Origin of the sequence: Candidatus Leptofilum sp. (assembly GCF_965223525.1) — a bacterium.
Classification (GTDB): Bacteria; Chloroflexota; Anaerolineae; order Promineifilales; family Promineifilaceae; genus Leptofilum.
Window position 1 is genome coordinate 783,506 of the sequence record NZ_CBDCWX010000005.1, and the last position, 17,746, is coordinate 801,251.

Consider the following 17,746-nt stretch of genomic DNA (forward strand, 5'->3'; position numbering starts at 1 on the left):
TGGAAAAAATGACAAAGGAAAATAACGCTCAACCCAAACCTCTCGACATCGCTCGCTCAATGTTTCCCTATTTATTTGGCGGAAAATCAAGCTTGGCTGGCACTGTCTCTGTTCAGGAAACCAACTTGGGCAGAAATTTGCAATCTATACGCCGCCAGAATATACCTTAAGTGCAAACAACTACCCCGTTTTGTACCATCTGCACTGTGCGGGCATGCTCTGGTCTTGGGTTTACAAGGAACTGTATTGGATAGCTGCTGCTCACGAGCAAGCTGTAAATGCTGGCAAAACAAAACCAATGGTAATTGTAAGCCCATACGATGCAAGCAAGTTTTCGATGTGGGCCGACAGCGCCAAAGGGTCGAACGACATGGCCTCAACAATCCACAACGACCTTATTCCTTATGTCGAACAAAATTACAAGATTATTGGCGACCGCGCCTCACGATTTATTCAGGGTTTTTCAATGGGCGGGTTTGGGGCGGCCTCCCACGCTTTTAGATACCAAAACCTATTTGCTGCAGTTATCATTTGGGATGGTGCTATGCACGATTGGGCCACGATCAGCGCCACGCGGCCAAGCATCACAACAAACCAGTTTGCTGACTCAGAATCACAATTCAACAAATGGTCACCGTGGACAGCCGCTGAACAGGCCGATCTGTCCCGAACGCCCGTCTTGGTTATCTCAGGTCTCATGGTTGACTTTGCCGATCGATATACAGAATTTCTGCAAGGGCTGGATGCTAATGTTACAAGGTATAGCGAAGATTGTAAGCACGAAATGAAATGCCTAGCCGCAAAAAGGGGGTAGGAAGCCTTTGCCTTTTTAGTAAGCTAACTGCTATACAAACAACAAAACAGTATTGGGGCGCGTCAGGATGCTAGGTGGTTAACAACCAGTGTTGTGCACTGCGTAATCAGCGTGGCTTACGCAATACGTCAAAGCCCAAAAAATCCCAAAGAGCCGCAATAATTTGCCACAGAGAACCCAAAGATTTTTGAGAACCTCCTCTTTTCCTTCTGTCTGTGGCTAAAAGTAGTCGCGCTACTGGACCGTGCCGTGGAAATGGGGCTGCGACGGCACTGGCTCGTCTGACCAGTTGATAACGGCGAGCAAATCCTCGCGAGCCTGAGCTAGTTTGTCTGCATCGTTGGCATGGATGGTGCCAAGTTCATCCCCCTCGGCAAAGTTATCCCCAATTTTGGCGGCCAGCACAAAACCGACGGCGTGGTCAATCTGGTCGGTTTTCACCAAACGGCCGCCGCCTAAACGAACGGCCGTCCAACCAATCTCCCCCGTATTCATCGCCGCAATCGTGCCTGAACGGGGTGCGAGGATTGGCTCCACAAATTGTGCTTGGGGCAGCAGGCTGGGATCGTCTACCTGGGCTAAATCGCCGCCCTGGGCTGCCACCATTTGGCGAAATTTCTCGAAAGCGGTGCCGTTTTGGCGAACGGCAGTAACCATCTCCTTCGCCCTGTCCAAATCATCCGCCTTGCCAGCCAGCAGCAGCATGTGGCCCGCCACCTCCAGGCAGTGCGCCCAGAAGTCGGCGGGGCCGCTCCCTTGCAGCGTTTCAATCGCTTCTTTCACTTCCAGCGCATTGCCGACGGCGTGGCCCAGCGGCTGGTTCATGTCTGAAATGAGCGCCACCACCTTGCGCCCAGCGTCCGTGCCGATGTCCACCATCACCTGCGCCAGCTCGCTGGCGGCTTCCACCGTGGGCATGAACGCGCCAGAGCCAGTTTTTACGTCCAGCACCATCGCATCTGCCCCAGCCGCCAGCTTTTTAGACATGATCGATCCGGCAATGAGCGGCACGCTGGCCACCGTGCCGGTGACATCGCGCAGAGCGTATAACTTTTTATCGGCAGGGGCGAGGACGGCCGTTTGCCCAGCCAGCACCAGCCCAATCTCACCCAACTGCTTCTTGAACTGCTCGATGGGCATTTCAAAATGCCATCCCTGAATGGATTCCATCTTGTCCAGCGTGCCGCCGCTGGAACCGAGGCCGCGCCCGCTCATCTTGCCCACCGGTACGCCGCAGGCAGCTACTAGCGGCTGCACCGCCAGCGTCGTCTTGTCACCCACGCCGCCAGACGAATGTTTGTCCACGACCAGCGGAGCGACATCGTGCAAATCCAACTCGTCCCCAGAGCGGGCCATTGCCAGCGTTAGGTCCACCGTCTCACGGCGATCCATGCCGCGAATGTAGATGGCCATCAGCAGAGCTGCGACCTGATAATCTGTCATCTCATCGGCCGTGTAGGCGCGGATGAACCATTCAATTTCGGCCGTGGAAAGCGTTTTGCCGTCTCGTTTCTTTTCAATCAGTTCGATCATTCGCATGGTGGGAAAATCCTTTGGAAATGGGTAATTTGTAGCCGCGGATTCTATGAAAAGGTTTTTTCGTAATAGGTCCAGGCGGGCAAGGGCTTGAAGCCTAAATCCAGGTTGAGCTGGAACATGGGATTGTTTTCTTCGTTGTCGGTATACATGGTGGTGAAGCCATTTTCCTGGGCATACTGAATGCTACTGAGCTTGAGGGCGGAGGCAATTTTGCGCCGACGGTGGCTGCGAATGACCCCCGTAATGCCAGCGAAGAGGCCAGACGGCCGTCTACTCATCACATTCACCACACACATCCCCACATATTCAGCCTGCTTATCCACCGCAATGGCCCAGGAATCAGGCCGAAAATCATCGCCTTTGTAATATTCACCGTACTCCGTGAACGGGGTTGGCGGCTCTGGGTGGGGTGTGGGAATGTCCTGCTCGATTTGCGTAAACAACTGCCAGATGTTTTGCTGCCAATCGGGGTCTGCCTGCATCACGTCGGTCAAGGTTACAAAGCGAATGCCTTGCTGCCGGACATTTTCTAGAAGAGATTCATAATCGGCTAGCTGCACCTGCCGCACATCCAGCGAGGAACGGGGAAAGCGCATCATTAGTTCAAAGCCGTCAGCTTCTAGCAATTTTGTGCGAAATGTTTCATTTTCTGGCGGCTCGCTCACAATTTTGGTTGGCTGCAATTTACCGATTTCGGCCAGCAGGTAGCGGTGCATTTGGGCGGGAACGGCCGTTTCTTGCCATTCCGGCAGCACGTAAAGCGCAAAGTGAACCTGATTTGAGCCGGATTTATAATAGTAGCTACCCCGAGCCACAATGTCGCCATCCAGCTCGCCAAGTACGCGAACGGCCGTATACTCCTTGAAAAATTCGCTGTCCTCCCGCCGCAAAACCGCCACTGTCACCTGATCATCCGGGTTGCGAAAGCGGTTCATCTGGATGAGGGCGTTGTAGTCGTGATCAGTGGGTTGGAACGGCCGTATCTTCAAAGGCTTCATGAGAATATCTATGGGCTTGGTTATCTTCCAGATTGGAGTTAGATCGGAATTTCAGTGTAACTACCCACACTCACCACATTGACAATATCTTTTATCTCGTCAATACGGCGACTGATTTTAGGCCACGAGGTTGAGAGCAAGACGACAATTGCCATTTGACGCTCTCGTAAATTTTGCTGGTATCGCAAGTTTTGGTCTGTTGTTATAAACAGTTGAAAGCCTGCTTCCTCGGCTGCTTTTAGCAAATCGCCATTCGATAACTTGGACCATCCTTGTTCATAAGCTGTAGCCACAGTATGCTCAATGAGATGGCGACGCAAGGGCACTAGTGTTCCCTGATCAAACAAAATCTTCATGCTCAGGCTACACTTGCCAACATCTCTATTTCATGATCAAGGACAGCCTCAACCTGGGCTTGCTCCACGCCAGGGAACCACTCCAAAAACTCTGCGATCGTAGCACCATCCCGTAAATTCTCGAATAATGCAGAGACTGGAACCCTTGTTCCTCGAAAGACCTAAGCACCGCTGATCTTGTTTTGATCACGCTCAATAGCTTCTATTGTTTCCCATTGTCTCATCATTACCACCTTCGTTGCAGAAATATAGTTTACACTGCTAATGTGACCAGCCTCCCAAAGTATAACAGATTCATCATTGTAGCAGGAATTCGGTATAATCCCCTCGATACCGTAAACGGTAAACAGTAATCTGTTATCGGTGACTATCGAATACCGTTTACCGAACACCGATAACCGAAACGGAGGGAACATGCCTAAAAAGGCCGACGTCCTGCTCACGGGCGGCACCGTCGTCACCATGAATGAGCAGTACGAAATTATTGAAAATGGCGCAGTGGCCGTTGCAGGAGATTCGATTGTAGCGATTGGCCTCGCAGCCACCCTCACCGCCGATTTCCAGGCGGACGAAACAATTGACTGCACCGGGCAAGTGATCATGCCGGGGCTGGTGAATGCCCACACGCACGTTCCCATGACGCTTTTCCGCGGGCTGAACGATGATTTGCGGCTGGATGTTTGGCTGGGCTACCTGATGCCAGTGGAGAGAGAGTTCGTAACGCCAGACTTTGTCAAACTAGGTACGCGCATCGCCTGCGCCGAGATGATCCGCTCTGGCGTGACCACCTTTGCCGATATGTACTATTTTGAAGAGGCGATTGCGGAGGAAACGGCCGCAATCGGTATGAGAGCCTTGTTGGGGCAAACTGTCCTCGTCTTCCCTGCCCCAGATGCCGCTACCTTTGAAGACGCCCTCGTCCTCGCCCGCCGCTTCATCGAACGCTGGAACGGCCACCCGCTCATCCAGCCTGCGGTAGCCCCCCACGCCTGGTACACTGGCACGCCAGAAATGGATCGCGCCTGTGCCGATCTCGCCCGCGCGTTTGACGTACCCATCCACACCCACGTTGCCGAAACCAGCTTCGAGGTTGAGAACGCCCGCCAGCAGCACCACACGCCCGTGGTTCCCGTCATTGCCAAACACGGGCTACTAGATACCAAATTACTGGCCGCCCACTGTGTTCATCTGGAAAAAGGCGAAATGTTTGCACTAAAGCAGGCAGGTGCAGGCGTGGCCCACTGCCCCAGCAGCAACCTGAAGCTGGCCAGCGGCATCGCCAATGTGAAAGAAATGCTAGATATAGGAATCAATCTTGGTGTTGGCACAGATGGCCCAGCCAGCAACAACGATCTGGACATGATTGAAGAGGTGCGTCTGGCGGCACTGCTGGCAAAAGCACAGTCTAGCGACCCCACCGTGTTGCCTGCGCGGCAGGCATTGGAGCTCGTCACCCGGCGCGGTGCGCGGGCGCTGCACATGGGAGACGTGACGGGCAGCCTGGAGGTGGGCAAACGCGCTGATCTTGCCGTGGTGAGCATGAATCATCTGCACAACTGGCCCCATTTTAATAACAACCCGGATGGTGTTTACTCACGCCTGATTTACGCGGCCAAAAGCGGGGATGTGCAGCACGTGATGTGCAACGGCCGTTGGCTCATGCAAAATCAAACGCTCCTCACCGTTGATGAAAAACAAGCTATGACCGATGCCGCCCAGGTCGCAGCAAAAATTGATGCCTTTGTCCAGCGACGCGAATCCAGCCCGTATAACAAGCTGGTGCTGCTTTCTGGCGTGCAGCGGCAGGAAAGTTTTGAAGTGCAGGTAAAAGCCCCAAAGGTAGAAAAAGAGGCGGTGTTTAACTTCCTCAACAGCGACCATTGCACCATCGTGCGCGATGCCCATTATAAACAGTACGACCATTACTTCATCTTTGCCGATGAAGACCCGGACTCTGCCCGGCTGCGCTACCGTGAGGATGAGTTTGTGGGTGAAGATGGCAATGTTTACCAAACGCGCACGCGGCTCACGCTCATTGGTGAGGGAGAGCGGCTGGAATTCCCCAACGCCGTGATGCTGTCACGCACCCGCTTTTGGGCAGATGCAGACCGCAGCCTGCGCTTTTACCGCGAATATTTTGCGCCAGAATCGGAAATTGAGGTGGTGAAGGATCGCTTACGCTGGCATATCATCTTCAAAGAGACAGACTTTGCTATTAACTTCGACAAGGTGGTTGAACCGGCCGTGCCCGGTAACTTTTTGGAAATTAAGTCACGCACTTGGTCACGCTCCGACGCGGAACGCAAGGCGGGACTTATTGCTGAAATTTTGTCATTAGTGGGGGTTGAGCTGGAAACGGCCGAACGGCAAGAGTACGCAGATATTGCTCAGAGACAGTAAAAAAGTGACAGTCACTTCAGAACTAGCTATTTACGCTTTTAGTCTCTGAAGTGACTGTCACTTGAATGATTCTAACCCATTTTGAACATCGTCTGAAACTTCATGACGGTGTTGAGATCACCACTCACTTTCACTTTACCACCCATGAAAGCCATCATCGGGTTTAGCTTGCCCGTCATCATATCCACGTAATCGCTGCCGGTCATGCTGATGGTAGCGTCTGCGCCATCGGCGATGCCATCTTCTACGTTGCAAGCGCCGTCGGCAATCTTCACGGTCCACTGCCCGCCTTCTTCACCAGAAAGATCAAACGCAACGGCCGCATTCATATCACCTGCTTTTTCGGCAATCAGGTTTTCAGCGGTTTTTGCAAAAATATCGGCTGGGGTTGTCATAGTTGACTCCTTTTTTATTTGAAGGCCTGACAAGTTTTGAAAACCTGTCAGGTCGGTCTTGGGAAATTTATCAAATTATTATTACGCACTGCGGCATGAAAAGAGTATAACAACGGCCGTTTCCGTGTCAAGCTTACAGAACTTCTCAGATAATTTCATATACTGAACCTACACCTGAAACTGAAAAAAGGAGTTGTCTATGCTTTTGAATCGTTTAAATCAACCCAAAGGATGGCTGCTGCTGGCCCTGCTCTTTTTGGTGGCCTGTGGCGGCAGTGGTGGTGCAACGGCCGTACCCGCCACATCCGCCCCCACTGACACTGGACCAGCAGAAAGTGATACGGCCGTTGACGCGCCTATTACGGAAGTTGCCGAGGAGCCAACCGCTGCCACCGAGCGGTTTCCGGCTGATAAATATGCCGATTTTGAAATTATCACGCTACTGCCACGAGACGCGATCCCGGCCATTGACAACCCGCAATTTCTAACCATCGCGCAAGCAGACGAATTTTACGATCCTGACGAATTGGTGATTGGCGTAGCATTCAATGGAGACGCCCGCGCCTACTCTGTGCCATTTTTAAGCAACCATGAAATTGTCAACGACACCGTTGGCGGCGTGAAAATCGCCGTTACCTGGTGACCGCTTTGCTTTACGGGAATCGTGTATTCCCGAGAAATCAATGGTGAAGAGTATACCTTTGGCGTTTCTGGCAAGCTCATTCGTAACGTGCTGGTCATGTATGATCGGCAAACAGAAAGTTATTGGAGCCAGCTATTAGGCGAGGCGGTTGAGGGCGAACTGGTTGGCACCAAGCTGGAATTTGTTCCCTCGTGGATGATGACCTGGGAGCAATGGAAATCATTACACCCTGAAACAGTTGCTTTAAACAAAAATGGTCGCCGTGGCGGTCGTGATACCTACGACAGTTATTACATTTCTTCGCAAACAGGCGTCATTCCCGAATCCATTCAGGACGATCGGCTAAATGTGAAAGCATTCGTCAACGGCGTCGAGTTGGAAGCCGCAACCGTCGCCTACCCATTTAGTGCGCTCAACGAACAGCCGGTGCTAAATGACTCGGTAGGCGATGAGACGGTGCTGGTGATTTTTGATGTGGAAACGGCCGTTTCCGTCGCATTCAGTCGCATTGTGGCTGACCAAACCCTCACTTTTGCCGCCACAGACACCCCGCTGATTATCCAGGATAATGAAACCGGCACCACCTGGGATGCCCTCTCCGGAGAGGCACTCGATGGCCCTCTGGCTGGTTCACAACTCACGCGACACAAAGGAACCACCTCATTCTGGTTTGGCTGGAAGGATATTCACCCAGACACCCTTGTTTTTGGCGTTGACGAATATTGATCTTTTGTGGTAGAGGCGTTGCCATGCAACGCCTCTACCCTCATTCTTAACGTTTCCTCAAAGATTCACACCTCTGAATGTAAGCAGCCTTACCCTGGTTTGCCTTCTTTTTCATCCTTGTGCTAGAATGTCCGCCGCTCTGGCAAAATTGAAATGACCAGAGGAGAAGCGGCTCATATTGAACGATTAAATTACTATTTTCGGTGAAAACGTTCATGTAAAAGCGGGAAAGATTTTGAAATTAAGAAGAGCCATTTCTCCCGCTTTTACTTAAGTAAATCACAATTTCGCGGCTCAAGTTTTATCAAAATGCTTTTTGTGATTTACAAAAAAGCCGCTTTTTGCATGAATGCTGTTACGGTGTTCATTATTTAGGGAAGAGGATAAAAGTGGTAGATTTTTGGCTAATGGGAAAGTCTCATTGCCTCGCTGCCTTGCCTGAAAACGGCCGTCTCCCCTCCCAAACACACCAACAGCACCAACGGAGGTATTAGTTATGGAAGAGGAACGGCCGTCTGAAGACACCCCCTCAGAAATGGAACAACCTGCACGCTCTGGCCTGTTAATCGGCGGGATTGTGCTTGTCGTTATTCTCATCATTGCCGGTCTATTTTTGCCCCCCATCTCATTGGGCGAGCGACTAGGCTTTGGCGGCGATGAAGAGGCAACCGCAGAAAGTTCGCCTACGGCATCTCCAACAGAAGCAGAAACCGCCGTCGCCAGCAATCCATCCATTGCAGGCGAGGTAGACGTGATTGTTAGCGACACCACAGCTGTGGTGAACGTGAGCAGCCTAAGCGCCAGCGATGCGGCCACCGAGCTGGGCGCATTCCCCGCCAACAGCACCGTGCGCGGCAGCGTGTACAAAGTGGAGCATGATGCCAACACCCTCAGCGGTAAAGTTGCCATCAATGTGCCGGCAGGAACGGCCGTAGAAATGGTTGATCTCTACGGCTGGGATGGCGAAAGCTGGCGCTTTGTCCCCAGCCAAATCGATTTGGAAACCCGTCAAATCGTCTCCCCAGACCACAACTTGTACCAGGCATTTACCCTGGTAGAGTCTGGCGAAGCCGAAACGGTGGCCGTCGGAGCAGAACTTTTGCCCCTGCAAACCTTGTCTGACCCAGCCCTTGCTAGCCTAACAGAACTGTCGGTTGGCACGCTCACGCTGGTTGGCACGGGCGATTTGCAAGGCGAAGTAACAGAACTGCCCGAAGGCGAGTTTGATGCACTGGTGCGCGTCACCAACGTGGGTGTGGTTGTAGACCAAGCCTCCCTTTCGGCGCTGCTCGGTGACTCCACTGCCCAAACAAACCAGATCAATGCCCTGGTGAACACGGCCGTTTCCGGCAACTTCGCAGGCATCAATCTAGATTATCAAGGCGTGGCAGAGTCCCAAAAAGATGCGTTTAGCTCCTTTGTTGGTAGCCTGGCTGATGCGCTTCATGCTCAAAACCTCACCCTGGCCGTCACCCTGGCTGCACCACAGCAAGATGGCAGCCAATGGCTTACTGGCGGGCAAGATTGGGCTGCCATTGGGCAAGCCGCAGACATTGTGTACCTGAACATGCCGCTAGACCCGACCGCTTTTGGCGCTAACGGTGCCAGTATGCAGCTACTCAACTGGGCCACGCGCCTGATTGACCGCAACAAACTGACCATGATGGTCAATGCCGGGGCTGTAGATCGCGTTGGCGAGGCGTTCCTGGAAATGTCCAACGAACAAGCGTTGGCCAACTTTGGCCAAATAGAGTTTGTGGCTGGCAGTGAAGAAGTAGAGCCGGGCACAGCCATCGAAGTCGCCCTCTCTGGCGAGGCGTCACCACTAGAGTGGGACGGGGCTAGCCTGACCTACCGCTATGGCTATGAAATGAACGACCAAACCCACGATGTGTGGCTGGGCAACCCTGCCGCCCTCAGCAATCGTCTGGCTTTGGCAGAGCGGTATCGCCTGCGCGGTGCGGCCGTTCGTGGACTGGGCAACGTGGCAGATGAAGCTGGCTACGCCGCTACGCTAGCTGCCTTCACCGGGCTAAGTGCCGCCCCGGAAACAAATGCGGCAGCCATTGTATGGACGGTAACAGATGAAGACGGCAGCATCCTGGCCAGCGAGAGCGGCAACGAACTCACCTTTGCCTGGCCTGGTGAAGAAGCGGAAGGCAGCTACACCATCATGGCCGAGTTTGCCCTGGGTGAAGCGGTCGCCATGCTAGATACCGTCATGGTGGATGTGCTAGCCCCGGTTGTAGAAGAGCCTGAAACGGAAACGGCCGTCGTCGCCCCTGTAGAAGAATCCAACGACAACGATGGCGCAATAGACCCTGGTGATGCCGACGCCGTTGTGAACGTCAACGCCAACGTGCGCGTGGGGCCAGGGCTTACCTACGGCCTCATTGCTGGTGGGCTCAGCCGCGGTACCCAGGTAGATGTGGTTGGCCGCAACTCAGACGCTAGCTGGTATCAAATCCTCATGCCAGAAGACGGCCGTGAGGGCTGGATTTTTGGTACGCTGCTAGACCTCAGCCCAGATTTAGACGTAAGCAGCCTGGAAGTTGTAGAAGTTGATCCCCCCGTTGTGGCCGATAGCGGTGGCTCCGGCGATGGAGGCGGCGGCACAACGCCCCCACCTCCTCCGCCTCCGGTAGCCAACGCATCTTTTGAACTGGGCGGGCAATCCCACACCTTTGCCAACCCCACGCTCATGGCCTATGCAGGCATGAACTGGGTGAAATTCCAGCATAAATGGGGCATTGGCGATTCGCCAGATGCCGTTGCCGGGCGCATTCAGCAAGCACATGCCAACGGCTTCAAGGTGCTCCTCAGCATCCCCGGCGCCGACCACAGCAACATTGATTTCAATGCCTACGTCAACTTCCTGGCAGGCGTTGCTGCCCTCGGCCCCGATGCGATTGAAGTTTGGAATGAACAGAATATCGATCGAGAATGGCCGAACGGTCAAATTGATCCGGTTTCTTACACCAACAACATGCTGAAGCCTGCTTACCAGGCTATTAAAGCTGCCAATCCCAACGTTATGGTGATTAGCGGTGGCCCAGCACCGACCGGTTTCTTTGGTGGCTGCAGCGGCGCAGGTTGCGACGACGCACTCTACGTGGCAGGCATGGCAAATGCGGGCGCTGCCAGCTATATGGATTGCATTGGCATTCATTACAACGAGGGCATCATCCCGCCCAGCCAGCAAAGCGGCGATCCCCGCAGCGAGCATTATACGCGCTACTTCTGGGGCATGGTGAATACTTACTACAATGCCTTTGGTGGCTCGCGGCAGCTTTGCTTTACCGAGCTGGGCTACTTGTCTGGTCAAGATTACGGTGGCCTGCCTGCGGGTTTTGCCTGGGCGGGCAACACGACCATTGCCCAGCACGCCGCCTGGCTGGCTGAGGCCACCAGTTTGGCAGCCAACAGCGGCAAAACCCGCCTGCTGATCGTTTTCAACGTGGATTTTGTCACGTTTAACTCTGACCCACAGGCTGGCTTTGCCATGATTCGTAAGGATGGTAGCTGCCCAGCTTGTGAAACGCTGCGGCAAGTGATGAATCCGTAACGTTGTTTGAAACATTTCAGGTAGAATGGTAGGCGCATTTTGTTACGCAAGGGGCAAAATGCGCCTTTTCTTTACGTGAGGTATTTATGAAACAGATGAGATGGTTATTTTTTGCAACGGCCGTTCTTTTTTTAATCGTTGCCTGTGGTGGTGGCGAAACGGAGCCGGAAACGGCCGCACCCGATACCAGTGCTGACACCGTTCCTAATCCCCCAACGCCAGAGCCAGCCGCCACGCCCACGTTGGCACCACCGCCCGTGGTGGTGGTTGAAGAAGGGAGTGGCGCTGACGATCCCGCCCCTACCCCGGCAGAAGTGGTTGAAGAAGTAAAAATACGGCCGTGGCCCACCGATAAATTCGGCTATGGTGTTCAGGTACACGGCAATGCCACGGTTGGCGACCCAATCTCCACGATGGACACCGTGGAAGGGCAGCTTGGCCTGGATTGGGTGAAAATGCAAATTCAGTGGTGGCTCATCCACCCCTCGCCCAATGCTGGCCAATGGTTCTTTTACGATGGCGTCATTGATGAAGCGGCCAACCACAACCTGAACCTGATGGTGAGCGTGGTTGGCTCGCCAGAGTGGACACGAGCGGCAGGCAACCACATCGGCCCGCCAGATGATTACAACGAATACGCCAACTTTCTCACCGAACTGATCAATCGGCACCCCGGCAAGATTGACGCCATTGAGGTGTGGAATGAGCAAAATCTGGATCGTGAGTGGCAAACGACCAACGGCATCAGTCCAGAAGATTACGTTCGCTTTCTGGAAGTTGCCTACAACGCCATCAAAGCTGCCGACCCAAACATCATTGTGATTAGTGGCGCGCTATCACCCACTGGCACCGGCGACTGGGTGCGCTGGGCCGACGATTTTGAATATCTGGATCGCGCCTTGGCAGCAGGCATGCTCAACTTTACTGATTGTGTTGGGGCGCACCACAACGGCTACAACATTGCCCCAGATGTGGCGTTTGATCAGGCGGGGAGCACGGCAGAAGCGGCAACGGCCGTTTTCCGTGGCCCCTTCGACAACCCACACCATAGCTGGAGCTTCAAAACCACGCTAGACACCTATGCCCAAAAAATCCAGGCGATAGACCCCAACATGAAGCTGTGCGTCACTGAGTTTGGCTGGGCCAGCAGTGAGGGGTACGATGTCGTTCCCGAAGGATTTGCCTTTGCCCAGGACAACACGCTGGAGGAGCAAGCCGCCTACGTTGTGCAGGCGTTCCAGCAAATGCACGCTTCCGGCAACGTCTGGCTCGCCTTCTTGTTCAACTATGACTTTGGCAACAAGGGCAGCGGCCCCCAAGACGATCCCGTACCGTACAGCATCGTAGACATCAATGGCGCACCCCGTCCAGCGTTTAGCGCCGTGGCAGACATGGAAAAGCCCGACTAACGCATAAATGCTGTAATTGAGTAATTGGGTAATTGGCTAGCTACCTAATTACCCAATTACTCAATTACTCAGTTACCCAATTACCTTGACCAACCGACGCCTCACGCTCACTGTAACAACCCTCCTGCTTTTGCTGCTGATTAGCTGCGGAACCTCACAAACGGAAAGTACGCTGGAAGCACCCTCAGCAACGCCAGTGGCCACGCCCACCCTGCCCCCGCCAGAAGTGGAGATGGTTGTGAACGGAACGGCCGTGCCCACACCCACCCCGCATCTCCTACCCGGCCAACTCTTCAACTCACCAGAGTACGGCGTACACCTTTCCCAATGGTGGCACGTAGACGACGTGCTGCCCCACGATTTGCAACTGGTGCAAGAGATGGGCTTTGGCTGGGTCAAACAAGTCTTCGCCTGGCGCGACATTGAAGGCTTCAGCAAAGGGGAATACGATTGGTACCGGCCAGACCGCATTGTGCAGCAAGCCAACGAAGCCAATCTCAACCTGCTCGTCCGCATTGACCACCAACCACTCTGGAGTGTTCAGGCATTGGTAGATAAACCAATCACCCAAAATCAGCCCCCGGCAAATTACCAGGATTTTGGCGATTTCTGCTTTGCCCTGGCAGACCGCTATAAAGGCCAAATTCAAGCGTATCAAGTGTGGAACGAACCGAATCTCAACCGAGAGTGGGGCGAACAAACCCCAAATCCTGCTGAGTACACAGCCTTGCTGCGCGTTTGTTATGAAGGCATCAAAGCTGGCGATCCAGCCGCGATTGTTGTATCTGCCGGGTTAGCACCCACAGGCGGCCCAATGCCGCAAGCCATGCCAGACGATGAATTTTTGCGCGGCATGTACGCGGCGGGCGCATCTGCTTACTTTGATGCGCTGGGGCTGAATGCCCCAGGCTATAAAGCACCACCTGAATTAGCACCCGAAGAGGGTTTGAACGAAGAGTGGGGCGGCCACCGCTGGAACGTCTTCCGTCACGTAGAGGATATGCGCGACATCATGGTTGCCAACGGCGATGCAGACAAACAGATCGTCATTTTGGAGACGGGCTGGATTTTGCAGCAAGATTTACACCCTTCTTACACCTGGCATGGCGTAACGGAGCAGCAGCAGGCAAACTATTTGGTGGGAGCATACCAATTTGCCCGCGAAAATTGGCAGCCGTGGATTGGCCCCATCTTCACTATTTACATGGCCGATGCCACCTGGACGCCTGAAGAGCATGAACAATATTGGTGGTCAATTGTTTTGCCAGACGGCATGCCTCGCCAAGCCTATCTGGCTCTTAAGGCAATGCCCAAATAAACTGTTGGGGTAAGCGCAATGTTTTGGATTCTTGTTTTCTCTTACTGGATTCATTTGTTGGCAACCGTCATTTGGTTTGGCAGCCTGGTGTTGATGGCTCTAGCCGCCTGGCCAGCTCTTGGCAAAGGCGCGGTAGCTCAGAATGGTTGGCTTGCCTTGCAAAAACAGCTTATCCCCTGGGCAAACATCAGTCTGGTTTTGCTGCTCATCACAGGCTTTGTGCAAATGACTAACGACGTGAACTATAGTGGCTTTTTGGCAATTGACAGCACCTGGGCCTGGGCGATGTTAGTAAAGCATATTGCCTTTGGCTTGTTAGCTGCCTTGACTGTCTATTTGCAATTCGGTCTGTATCCAGCAGCGGATCGAATCGCTTTGTTGGCAGATAAAAAGCCGCAACTTGCCAAAACCGAGCAGCAAAAGCTAGCTCAGCGAGAAAAACAGGTACTATGGCTCAATTTGGCTTGTGCCGTGGCGATTTTATTTTGTACGGCGGTGGCAACGGCCGTTTAACCGTCATACACTCCCCCATATCCCTCCTTACAGCCTTTCTTAAGTCTTCCTTTCAACTAGCATAACAGTCGCTGTTCCCCTCTGAAACAGGCCAAATCGTCGTTAAGTTTTAGTAAGTGTTGTTGTAAGCTGCCTTACGTACACTGTGTTAGAGTCAAAAAACACCGAATCAACAACGAACAAGCATATATATCGCAGTCGTTCATAGGAGTACAACATTGATCCAAGCAACACAAACAAATCGGCTCCTGGAAAAGGCCAGCATGGAAGCAAATACCGCAAAAAGCGAACAACAGATGGTAGCGACACGTTACAATCAAGCGATGAAGCTTGCACTTGATTATGCTTTGGCCATACCTGGCCTGCTGCTAATTGCCCCTCTCTTTATTTTTCTCGCCATCATGGTTAAGCTAGATTCGCCTGGCCCGGTTTTTCATCGTCGGCGGGTGCTGGGGCAAGACGGCCGTGTATTTTACGCCTTCAAGTTCCGCACCATGTATGTGAACGGTGACGAGATTTTGGCACGGTATCCAAAACTGCGCCGCGAACTGAACAAAAATTACAAGCTAAAATGCGACCCTCGCGTGACGCCTGTTGGCAAATTCTTACGTAAGTTTAGCCTAGATGAACTGCCACAATTGCTAAATGTATTGGCACGAGACATGTCTCTCATCGGGCCACGCATCATTGCTCCAGACGAATTGATCAAGTATGGGCAATATGGCAACACGCTGATGATGGTGATGCCAGGGTTGACGGGGTTGTGGCAGGTAAGCGGCCGTTCCGACACCACCTACGACGAACGGGTTGCGCTGGATATGCAATACATCACCGAATGGTCGGTTTGGTTAGACATTAAAATTCTGCTGCGTACTATTCCAGCAGTCTTAAAAGGAGACGGGGCTTACTAAAAACCCATCTCCAAGTTGGGAGCCATCTTCATTGTCAGCAATTTGTTGGCAATTTGTGTAAGCAAGCATTTTTTACCTCCTTCTTACCCCCTCAACGACAAGCCCGTTGAGGGGGTTTCTTTTGGCTTACTTCAAATCAGTATCCCCTAAACCGACAATCGCCGTTACAATACGCCCATGTTTGAACTTATTTTTTTAGGCACGTCAGCGTCGGCACCTTCCATTTACAGGGGGCTATCAGCGCATATTGTTTTGTATCGTGAGTATCGGTTTCTCATTGATTGTGGGGAGGGTACGCAGCGGCAAATTTTGCACAGTGGCTTGGGCTTCAAGCGACTGAACAAGATTTTGCTGACGCATGGCCATCTGGATCACATTTTGGGGTTGGGCGGGTTTGTTTCTACGCTAGCACGCTGGGAAAATATGGAGCGAGTTGATATTTTTGCGGGGCGCAGCACGTTGCGTCGCGTAGCTGATTTGCTCTTTAAGGTGGTCTTCCCGCACGGCCGTTCCCCTCTTCATATCGAATTAACCAAAATCGAACCCGGCATCATCATGGCGGATGATAAGTTCACATTATCGGCTTTCTCCGTACAGCATCGCGGGCCAGACTGCTTTGGCTTTCTGTTTGAGGAGAAAGCACATCGCCCCTTTTTGGCAGAAAAAGCGGCCGTGCTGGGCGTGCCGTTTGGGCCAGAACGGGCGCAACTGGTCCGTGGGGAGGCGGTCACTTTGGCAGACGGCCGTATCATCCAGCCAGATGATGTGTTGGGGGAAGCGCTACCCGGTACCAAATATGTGCATGTAGGGGATGTGGGACGCGTGGATGAGCTGCTGCCCATTTGCCAAAATGCGCATACGCTGGTGATTGAAGCAACATATTTAGAAGAAGATGCAGAGTTGGCACACAAGTTTGGCCACATGACGGCCGTTCAAGCGGCTCGGCTGGCCAAAGAAGCCAACGTCGGCACCCTGATTCTCACCCATTTATCGCGGCGGTATAACGGCCGTATGATTCGCAAAGAAGCACAAGCCATCTTCCCCAACACCCACGTTGCCCGCGACTTCGATCATTTTCAAATTACGCGCGACGGGGCGGAAAAAGTTGCTAAAAACAAAAGCTGATAGCGACTCTTCAATAAATCATGTGTGGAATTTGATTTCGGCTTGATTGGACATTGTTCTCTGTGTATCTTCGGAAAGAGATTCCAATTCCTTCTTCGTTACAAGACCTTGACTCAGCCAACCCATAAGCGTCATGAAAGCTGTTGAGCGCCGTCTGCCATCAAATAATATTGCTAGCATCTCATCGTTTTCATCAATAAACTCGTATATCTCAAGATAAGATTTGTGGGCTTCTTCAAGGTGATTGGCGTCAGATTTGGCATGAACTTGCAACAGCACGCGTGTGCAGAATCTGTCTAAAGCCTTTTCCCTGATACGTCTCAATTTTTTCCAATCACTTTCGGGTAATTTTCTCATGTCACAAATGGTGTTTGGATTGTACATCCTTCAATTATTTGCTCGCTGTTCAAATCTTCAGTCCAGATAATTTGACAACCAAGCTGGCTAGCGCTCCGAATAATCATGCCGTCCCAAAATGAAAGTTGATGCCGCTGCTGAATTTGGATCGCACTTAACACATCTTCAACTTGCGGTTGGTGAATCCGCCATAAACCTAAATCTGCGATAATTTGTGAAGCTTCTAATGGCGTAAGTGGCTTCGCCAGCTTGCGCGTAACTGTAACGAAAAATTCTTGCAGAACCTGAATGCTCAGACATCCTAACTGCTGCTGCCAAAGTTGTTGTAAAAGTTTCTTGGCTTGCTGCTGTTTTTGAGCGTCGCTGCTATCGTAAGCGTACACAAGCACATTTGTGTCTACAAATTGGTAGCTATACTCATCGCTCATGTAGCTCATCCCGCGTCCAAGCTGGTGTCTCTTCTATGCCAAAATCAAACCCTCGTTCCATTAGAACTAACTGCCGCTGCTTGGCAATTTCATACATATCTGATTTTGCCACAATTTCTTCAAGCGTTTTCGTGAGCAAGGCAGATAATGAAGTTTGGCGTTCTGCGGCCAAAATCTTGGCCTTGCGTAATGTTTCTTTGGGTAAAGATAAGGTCACATTTTGTTTTTCCATACAAACAAGCCTCCACG

Annotated in this window: 17 protein-coding genes and 1 pseudogene; 10 read left to right on the forward strand and 8 right to left on the reverse strand. The window is 52.4% G+C overall.

Going from position 1 to position 17,746, the window contains the following annotated elements; all coding sequences use genetic code 11:
- Positions 1-8: 8 nt before the first annotated feature.
- Positions 9-170, forward strand: a complete 162-nt coding sequence (locus ACOQPM_RS08840; protein ID WP_420628889.1) for a hypothetical protein — start codon at positions 9-11, stop codon at positions 168-170.
- A 20-nt stretch (positions 171-190) separates the two neighbouring features.
- Positions 191-814, forward strand: a complete 624-nt coding sequence (locus ACOQPM_RS08845) for an alpha/beta hydrolase-fold protein (RefSeq protein ID WP_420628890.1) — start codon at positions 191-193, stop codon at positions 812-814.
- Positions 815-1,048: 234 nt separating this feature from the next.
- Here the strand turns inward: ACOQPM_RS08845 and ACOQPM_RS08850 are convergent, their stop codons facing one another.
- From ACOQPM_RS08850 to ACOQPM_RS08865, 4 genes and pseudogenes are all read right to left on the reverse strand, one after another.
- Complete coding sequence (locus ACOQPM_RS08850; RefSeq protein WP_420628891.1) at positions 1,049-2,353, reverse strand: thymidine phosphorylase; 1,305 nt, start codon at positions 2,351-2,353, stop codon at positions 1,049-1,051.
- A 44-nt stretch (positions 2,354-2,397) separates the two neighbouring features.
- On the reverse strand, positions 2,398-3,351 hold the full coding sequence (locus tag ACOQPM_RS08855; protein WP_420628892.1) for a GNAT family N-acetyltransferase: 954 nt from the start codon (positions 3,349-3,351) through the stop codon (positions 2,398-2,400).
- Between the two features lie 38 nt (positions 3,352-3,389).
- Positions 3,390-3,707 carry a hypothetical protein gene (locus ACOQPM_RS08860; protein WP_420628893.1) on the reverse strand — a complete coding sequence of 106 codons (318 nt, stop codon included), beginning with the start codon at positions 3,705-3,707 and terminating at the stop codon, positions 3,390-3,392.
- A gap of 2 nt (positions 3,708-3,709) precedes the next feature.
- Positions 3,710-3,856: pseudogene (locus ACOQPM_RS08865) on the reverse strand (DUF433 domain-containing protein); the annotation flags it as partial.
- A 265-nt stretch (positions 3,857-4,121) separates the two neighbouring features.
- Between ACOQPM_RS08865 and ACOQPM_RS08870 the strand changes: the two are divergent.
- A complete protein-coding gene (locus tag ACOQPM_RS08870; protein WP_420628894.1) occupies positions 4,122-6,107 on the forward strand; it encodes an amidohydrolase family protein in 1,986 nt (661 codons plus the stop codon).
- A 71-nt stretch (positions 6,108-6,178) separates the two neighbouring features.
- Here the strand turns inward: ACOQPM_RS08870 and ACOQPM_RS08875 are convergent, their stop codons facing one another.
- Entirely contained in the window at positions 6,179-6,502 is a 324-nt protein-coding gene (locus tag ACOQPM_RS08875) for an SCP2 sterol-binding domain-containing protein (RefSeq protein WP_420628895.1), read from the reverse strand.
- A 199-nt stretch (positions 6,503-6,701) separates the two neighbouring features.
- Between ACOQPM_RS08875 and ACOQPM_RS08880 the strand changes: the two genes are divergently transcribed.
- From ACOQPM_RS08880 to ACOQPM_RS08910, 7 genes are all read left to right on the forward strand, one after another.
- A complete protein-coding gene (locus ACOQPM_RS08880) occupies positions 6,702-7,871 on the forward strand; it encodes a DUF3179 domain-containing protein (protein WP_420628896.1) in 1,170 nt (389 codons plus the stop codon).
- A 496-nt stretch (positions 7,872-8,367) separates the two neighbouring features.
- Positions 8,368-11,436 (forward strand): SH3 domain-containing protein, encoded by a 3,069-nt coding sequence (locus tag ACOQPM_RS08885; RefSeq protein ID WP_420628897.1) that lies wholly within the window; start codon positions 8,368-8,370, stop codon positions 11,434-11,436.
- Between the two features lie 86 nt (positions 11,437-11,522).
- On the forward strand, positions 11,523-12,845 hold the full coding sequence (locus ACOQPM_RS08890; RefSeq protein ID WP_420628898.1) for a hypothetical protein: 1,323 nt from the start codon (positions 11,523-11,525) through the stop codon (positions 12,843-12,845).
- A gap of 85 nt (positions 12,846-12,930) precedes the next feature.
- The gene (locus tag ACOQPM_RS08895; protein ID WP_420628899.1) at positions 12,931-14,163 is read left to right on the forward strand and encodes a hypothetical protein; all 1,233 of its coding nucleotides are present in this window, start codon (positions 12,931-12,933) and stop codon (positions 14,161-14,163) included.
- Between the two features lie 18 nt (positions 14,164-14,181).
- Positions 14,182-14,676 carry a CopD family protein gene (locus ACOQPM_RS08900; protein WP_420628900.1) on the forward strand — a complete coding sequence of 165 codons (495 nt, stop codon included), beginning with the start codon at positions 14,182-14,184 and terminating at the stop codon, positions 14,674-14,676.
- A 263-nt stretch (positions 14,677-14,939) separates the two neighbouring features.
- A complete protein-coding gene (locus ACOQPM_RS08905; protein WP_420628901.1) occupies positions 14,940-15,587 on the forward strand; it encodes a sugar transferase in 648 nt (215 codons plus the stop codon).
- A gap of 177 nt (positions 15,588-15,764) precedes the next feature.
- On the forward strand, positions 15,765-16,712 hold the full coding sequence (locus ACOQPM_RS08910; RefSeq protein ID WP_420628902.1) for a ribonuclease Z: 948 nt from the start codon (positions 15,765-15,767) through the stop codon (positions 16,710-16,712).
- 18 nt (positions 16,713-16,730) lie between these two features.
- Here ACOQPM_RS08910 and ACOQPM_RS08915 read toward each other — a convergent pair whose 3' ends face one another.
- The 3 genes from ACOQPM_RS08915 to ACOQPM_RS08925 are packed head-to-tail and all read right to left on the reverse strand — an operon-like array spanning position 16,731 to position 17,729.
- Positions 16,731-17,069 (reverse strand): hypothetical protein, encoded by a 339-nt coding sequence (locus ACOQPM_RS08915; protein WP_420628903.1) that lies wholly within the window; start codon positions 17,067-17,069, stop codon positions 16,731-16,733.
- Complete coding sequence (locus tag ACOQPM_RS08920) at positions 17,066-17,497, reverse strand: PIN domain-containing protein (protein ID WP_420628904.1); 432 nt, start codon at positions 17,495-17,497, stop codon at positions 17,066-17,068. Before ACOQPM_RS08920 ends, ACOQPM_RS08915 begins: the two co-directional genes overlap by 4 nt.
- Complete coding sequence (locus ACOQPM_RS08925; protein WP_420628905.1) at positions 17,487-17,729, reverse strand: DUF6364 family protein; 243 nt, start codon at positions 17,727-17,729, stop codon at positions 17,487-17,489. The genes ACOQPM_RS08920 and ACOQPM_RS08925 overlap by 11 nt, the downstream gene beginning before the upstream one ends.
- Between the last annotated feature and the right edge of the window lie 17 nt (positions 17,730-17,746).

Coding starts and splice junctions, on each gene's coding strand:
- ACOQPM_RS08915 (WP_420628903.1), bottom strand. CDS start 17,069: ATGAGAAAATTACCCGAAAGTGATTGGAAAAAATTGAGACGTATCAGG.
- ACOQPM_RS08850 (WP_420628891.1), bottom strand. CDS start 2,353: ATGCGAATGATCGAACTGATTGAAAAGAAACGAGACGGCAAAACGCTT.
- ACOQPM_RS08870 (WP_420628894.1), top strand. CDS start 4,122: ATGCCTAAAAAGGCCGACGTCCTGCTCACGGGCGGCACCGTCGTCACC.
- ACOQPM_RS08910 (WP_420628902.1), top strand. CDS start 15,765: ATGTTTGAACTTATTTTTTTAGGCACGTCAGCGTCGGCACCTTCCATT.
- ACOQPM_RS08920 (WP_420628904.1), bottom strand. CDS start 17,497: ATGAGCGATGAGTATAGCTACCAATTTGTAGACACAAATGTGCTTGTG.
- ACOQPM_RS08900 (WP_420628900.1), top strand. CDS start 14,182: ATGTTTTGGATTCTTGTTTTCTCTTACTGGATTCATTTGTTGGCAACC.
- ACOQPM_RS08885 (WP_420628897.1), top strand. CDS start 8,368: ATGGAAGAGGAACGGCCGTCTGAAGACACCCCCTCAGAAATGGAACAA.
- ACOQPM_RS08890 (WP_420628898.1), top strand. CDS start 11,523: ATGAAACAGATGAGATGGTTATTTTTTGCAACGGCCGTTCTTTTTTTA.
- ACOQPM_RS08875 (WP_420628895.1), bottom strand. CDS start 6,502: ATGACAACCCCAGCCGATATTTTTGCAAAAACCGCTGAAAACCTGATT.
- ACOQPM_RS08855 (WP_420628892.1), bottom strand. CDS start 3,351: ATGAAGCCTTTGAAGATACGGCCGTTCCAACCCACTGATCACGACTAC.
- ACOQPM_RS08905 (WP_420628901.1), top strand. CDS start 14,940: ATGGAAGCAAATACCGCAAAAAGCGAACAACAGATGGTAGCGACACGT.
- ACOQPM_RS08840 (WP_420628889.1), top strand. CDS start 9: ATGACAAAGGAAAATAACGCTCAACCCAAACCTCTCGACATCGCTCGC.
- ACOQPM_RS08925 (WP_420628905.1), bottom strand. CDS start 17,729: ATGGAAAAACAAAATGTGACCTTATCTTTACCCAAAGAAACATTACGC.
- ACOQPM_RS08860 (WP_420628893.1), bottom strand. CDS start 3,707: ATGAAGATTTTGTTTGATCAGGGAACACTAGTGCCCTTGCGTCGCCAT.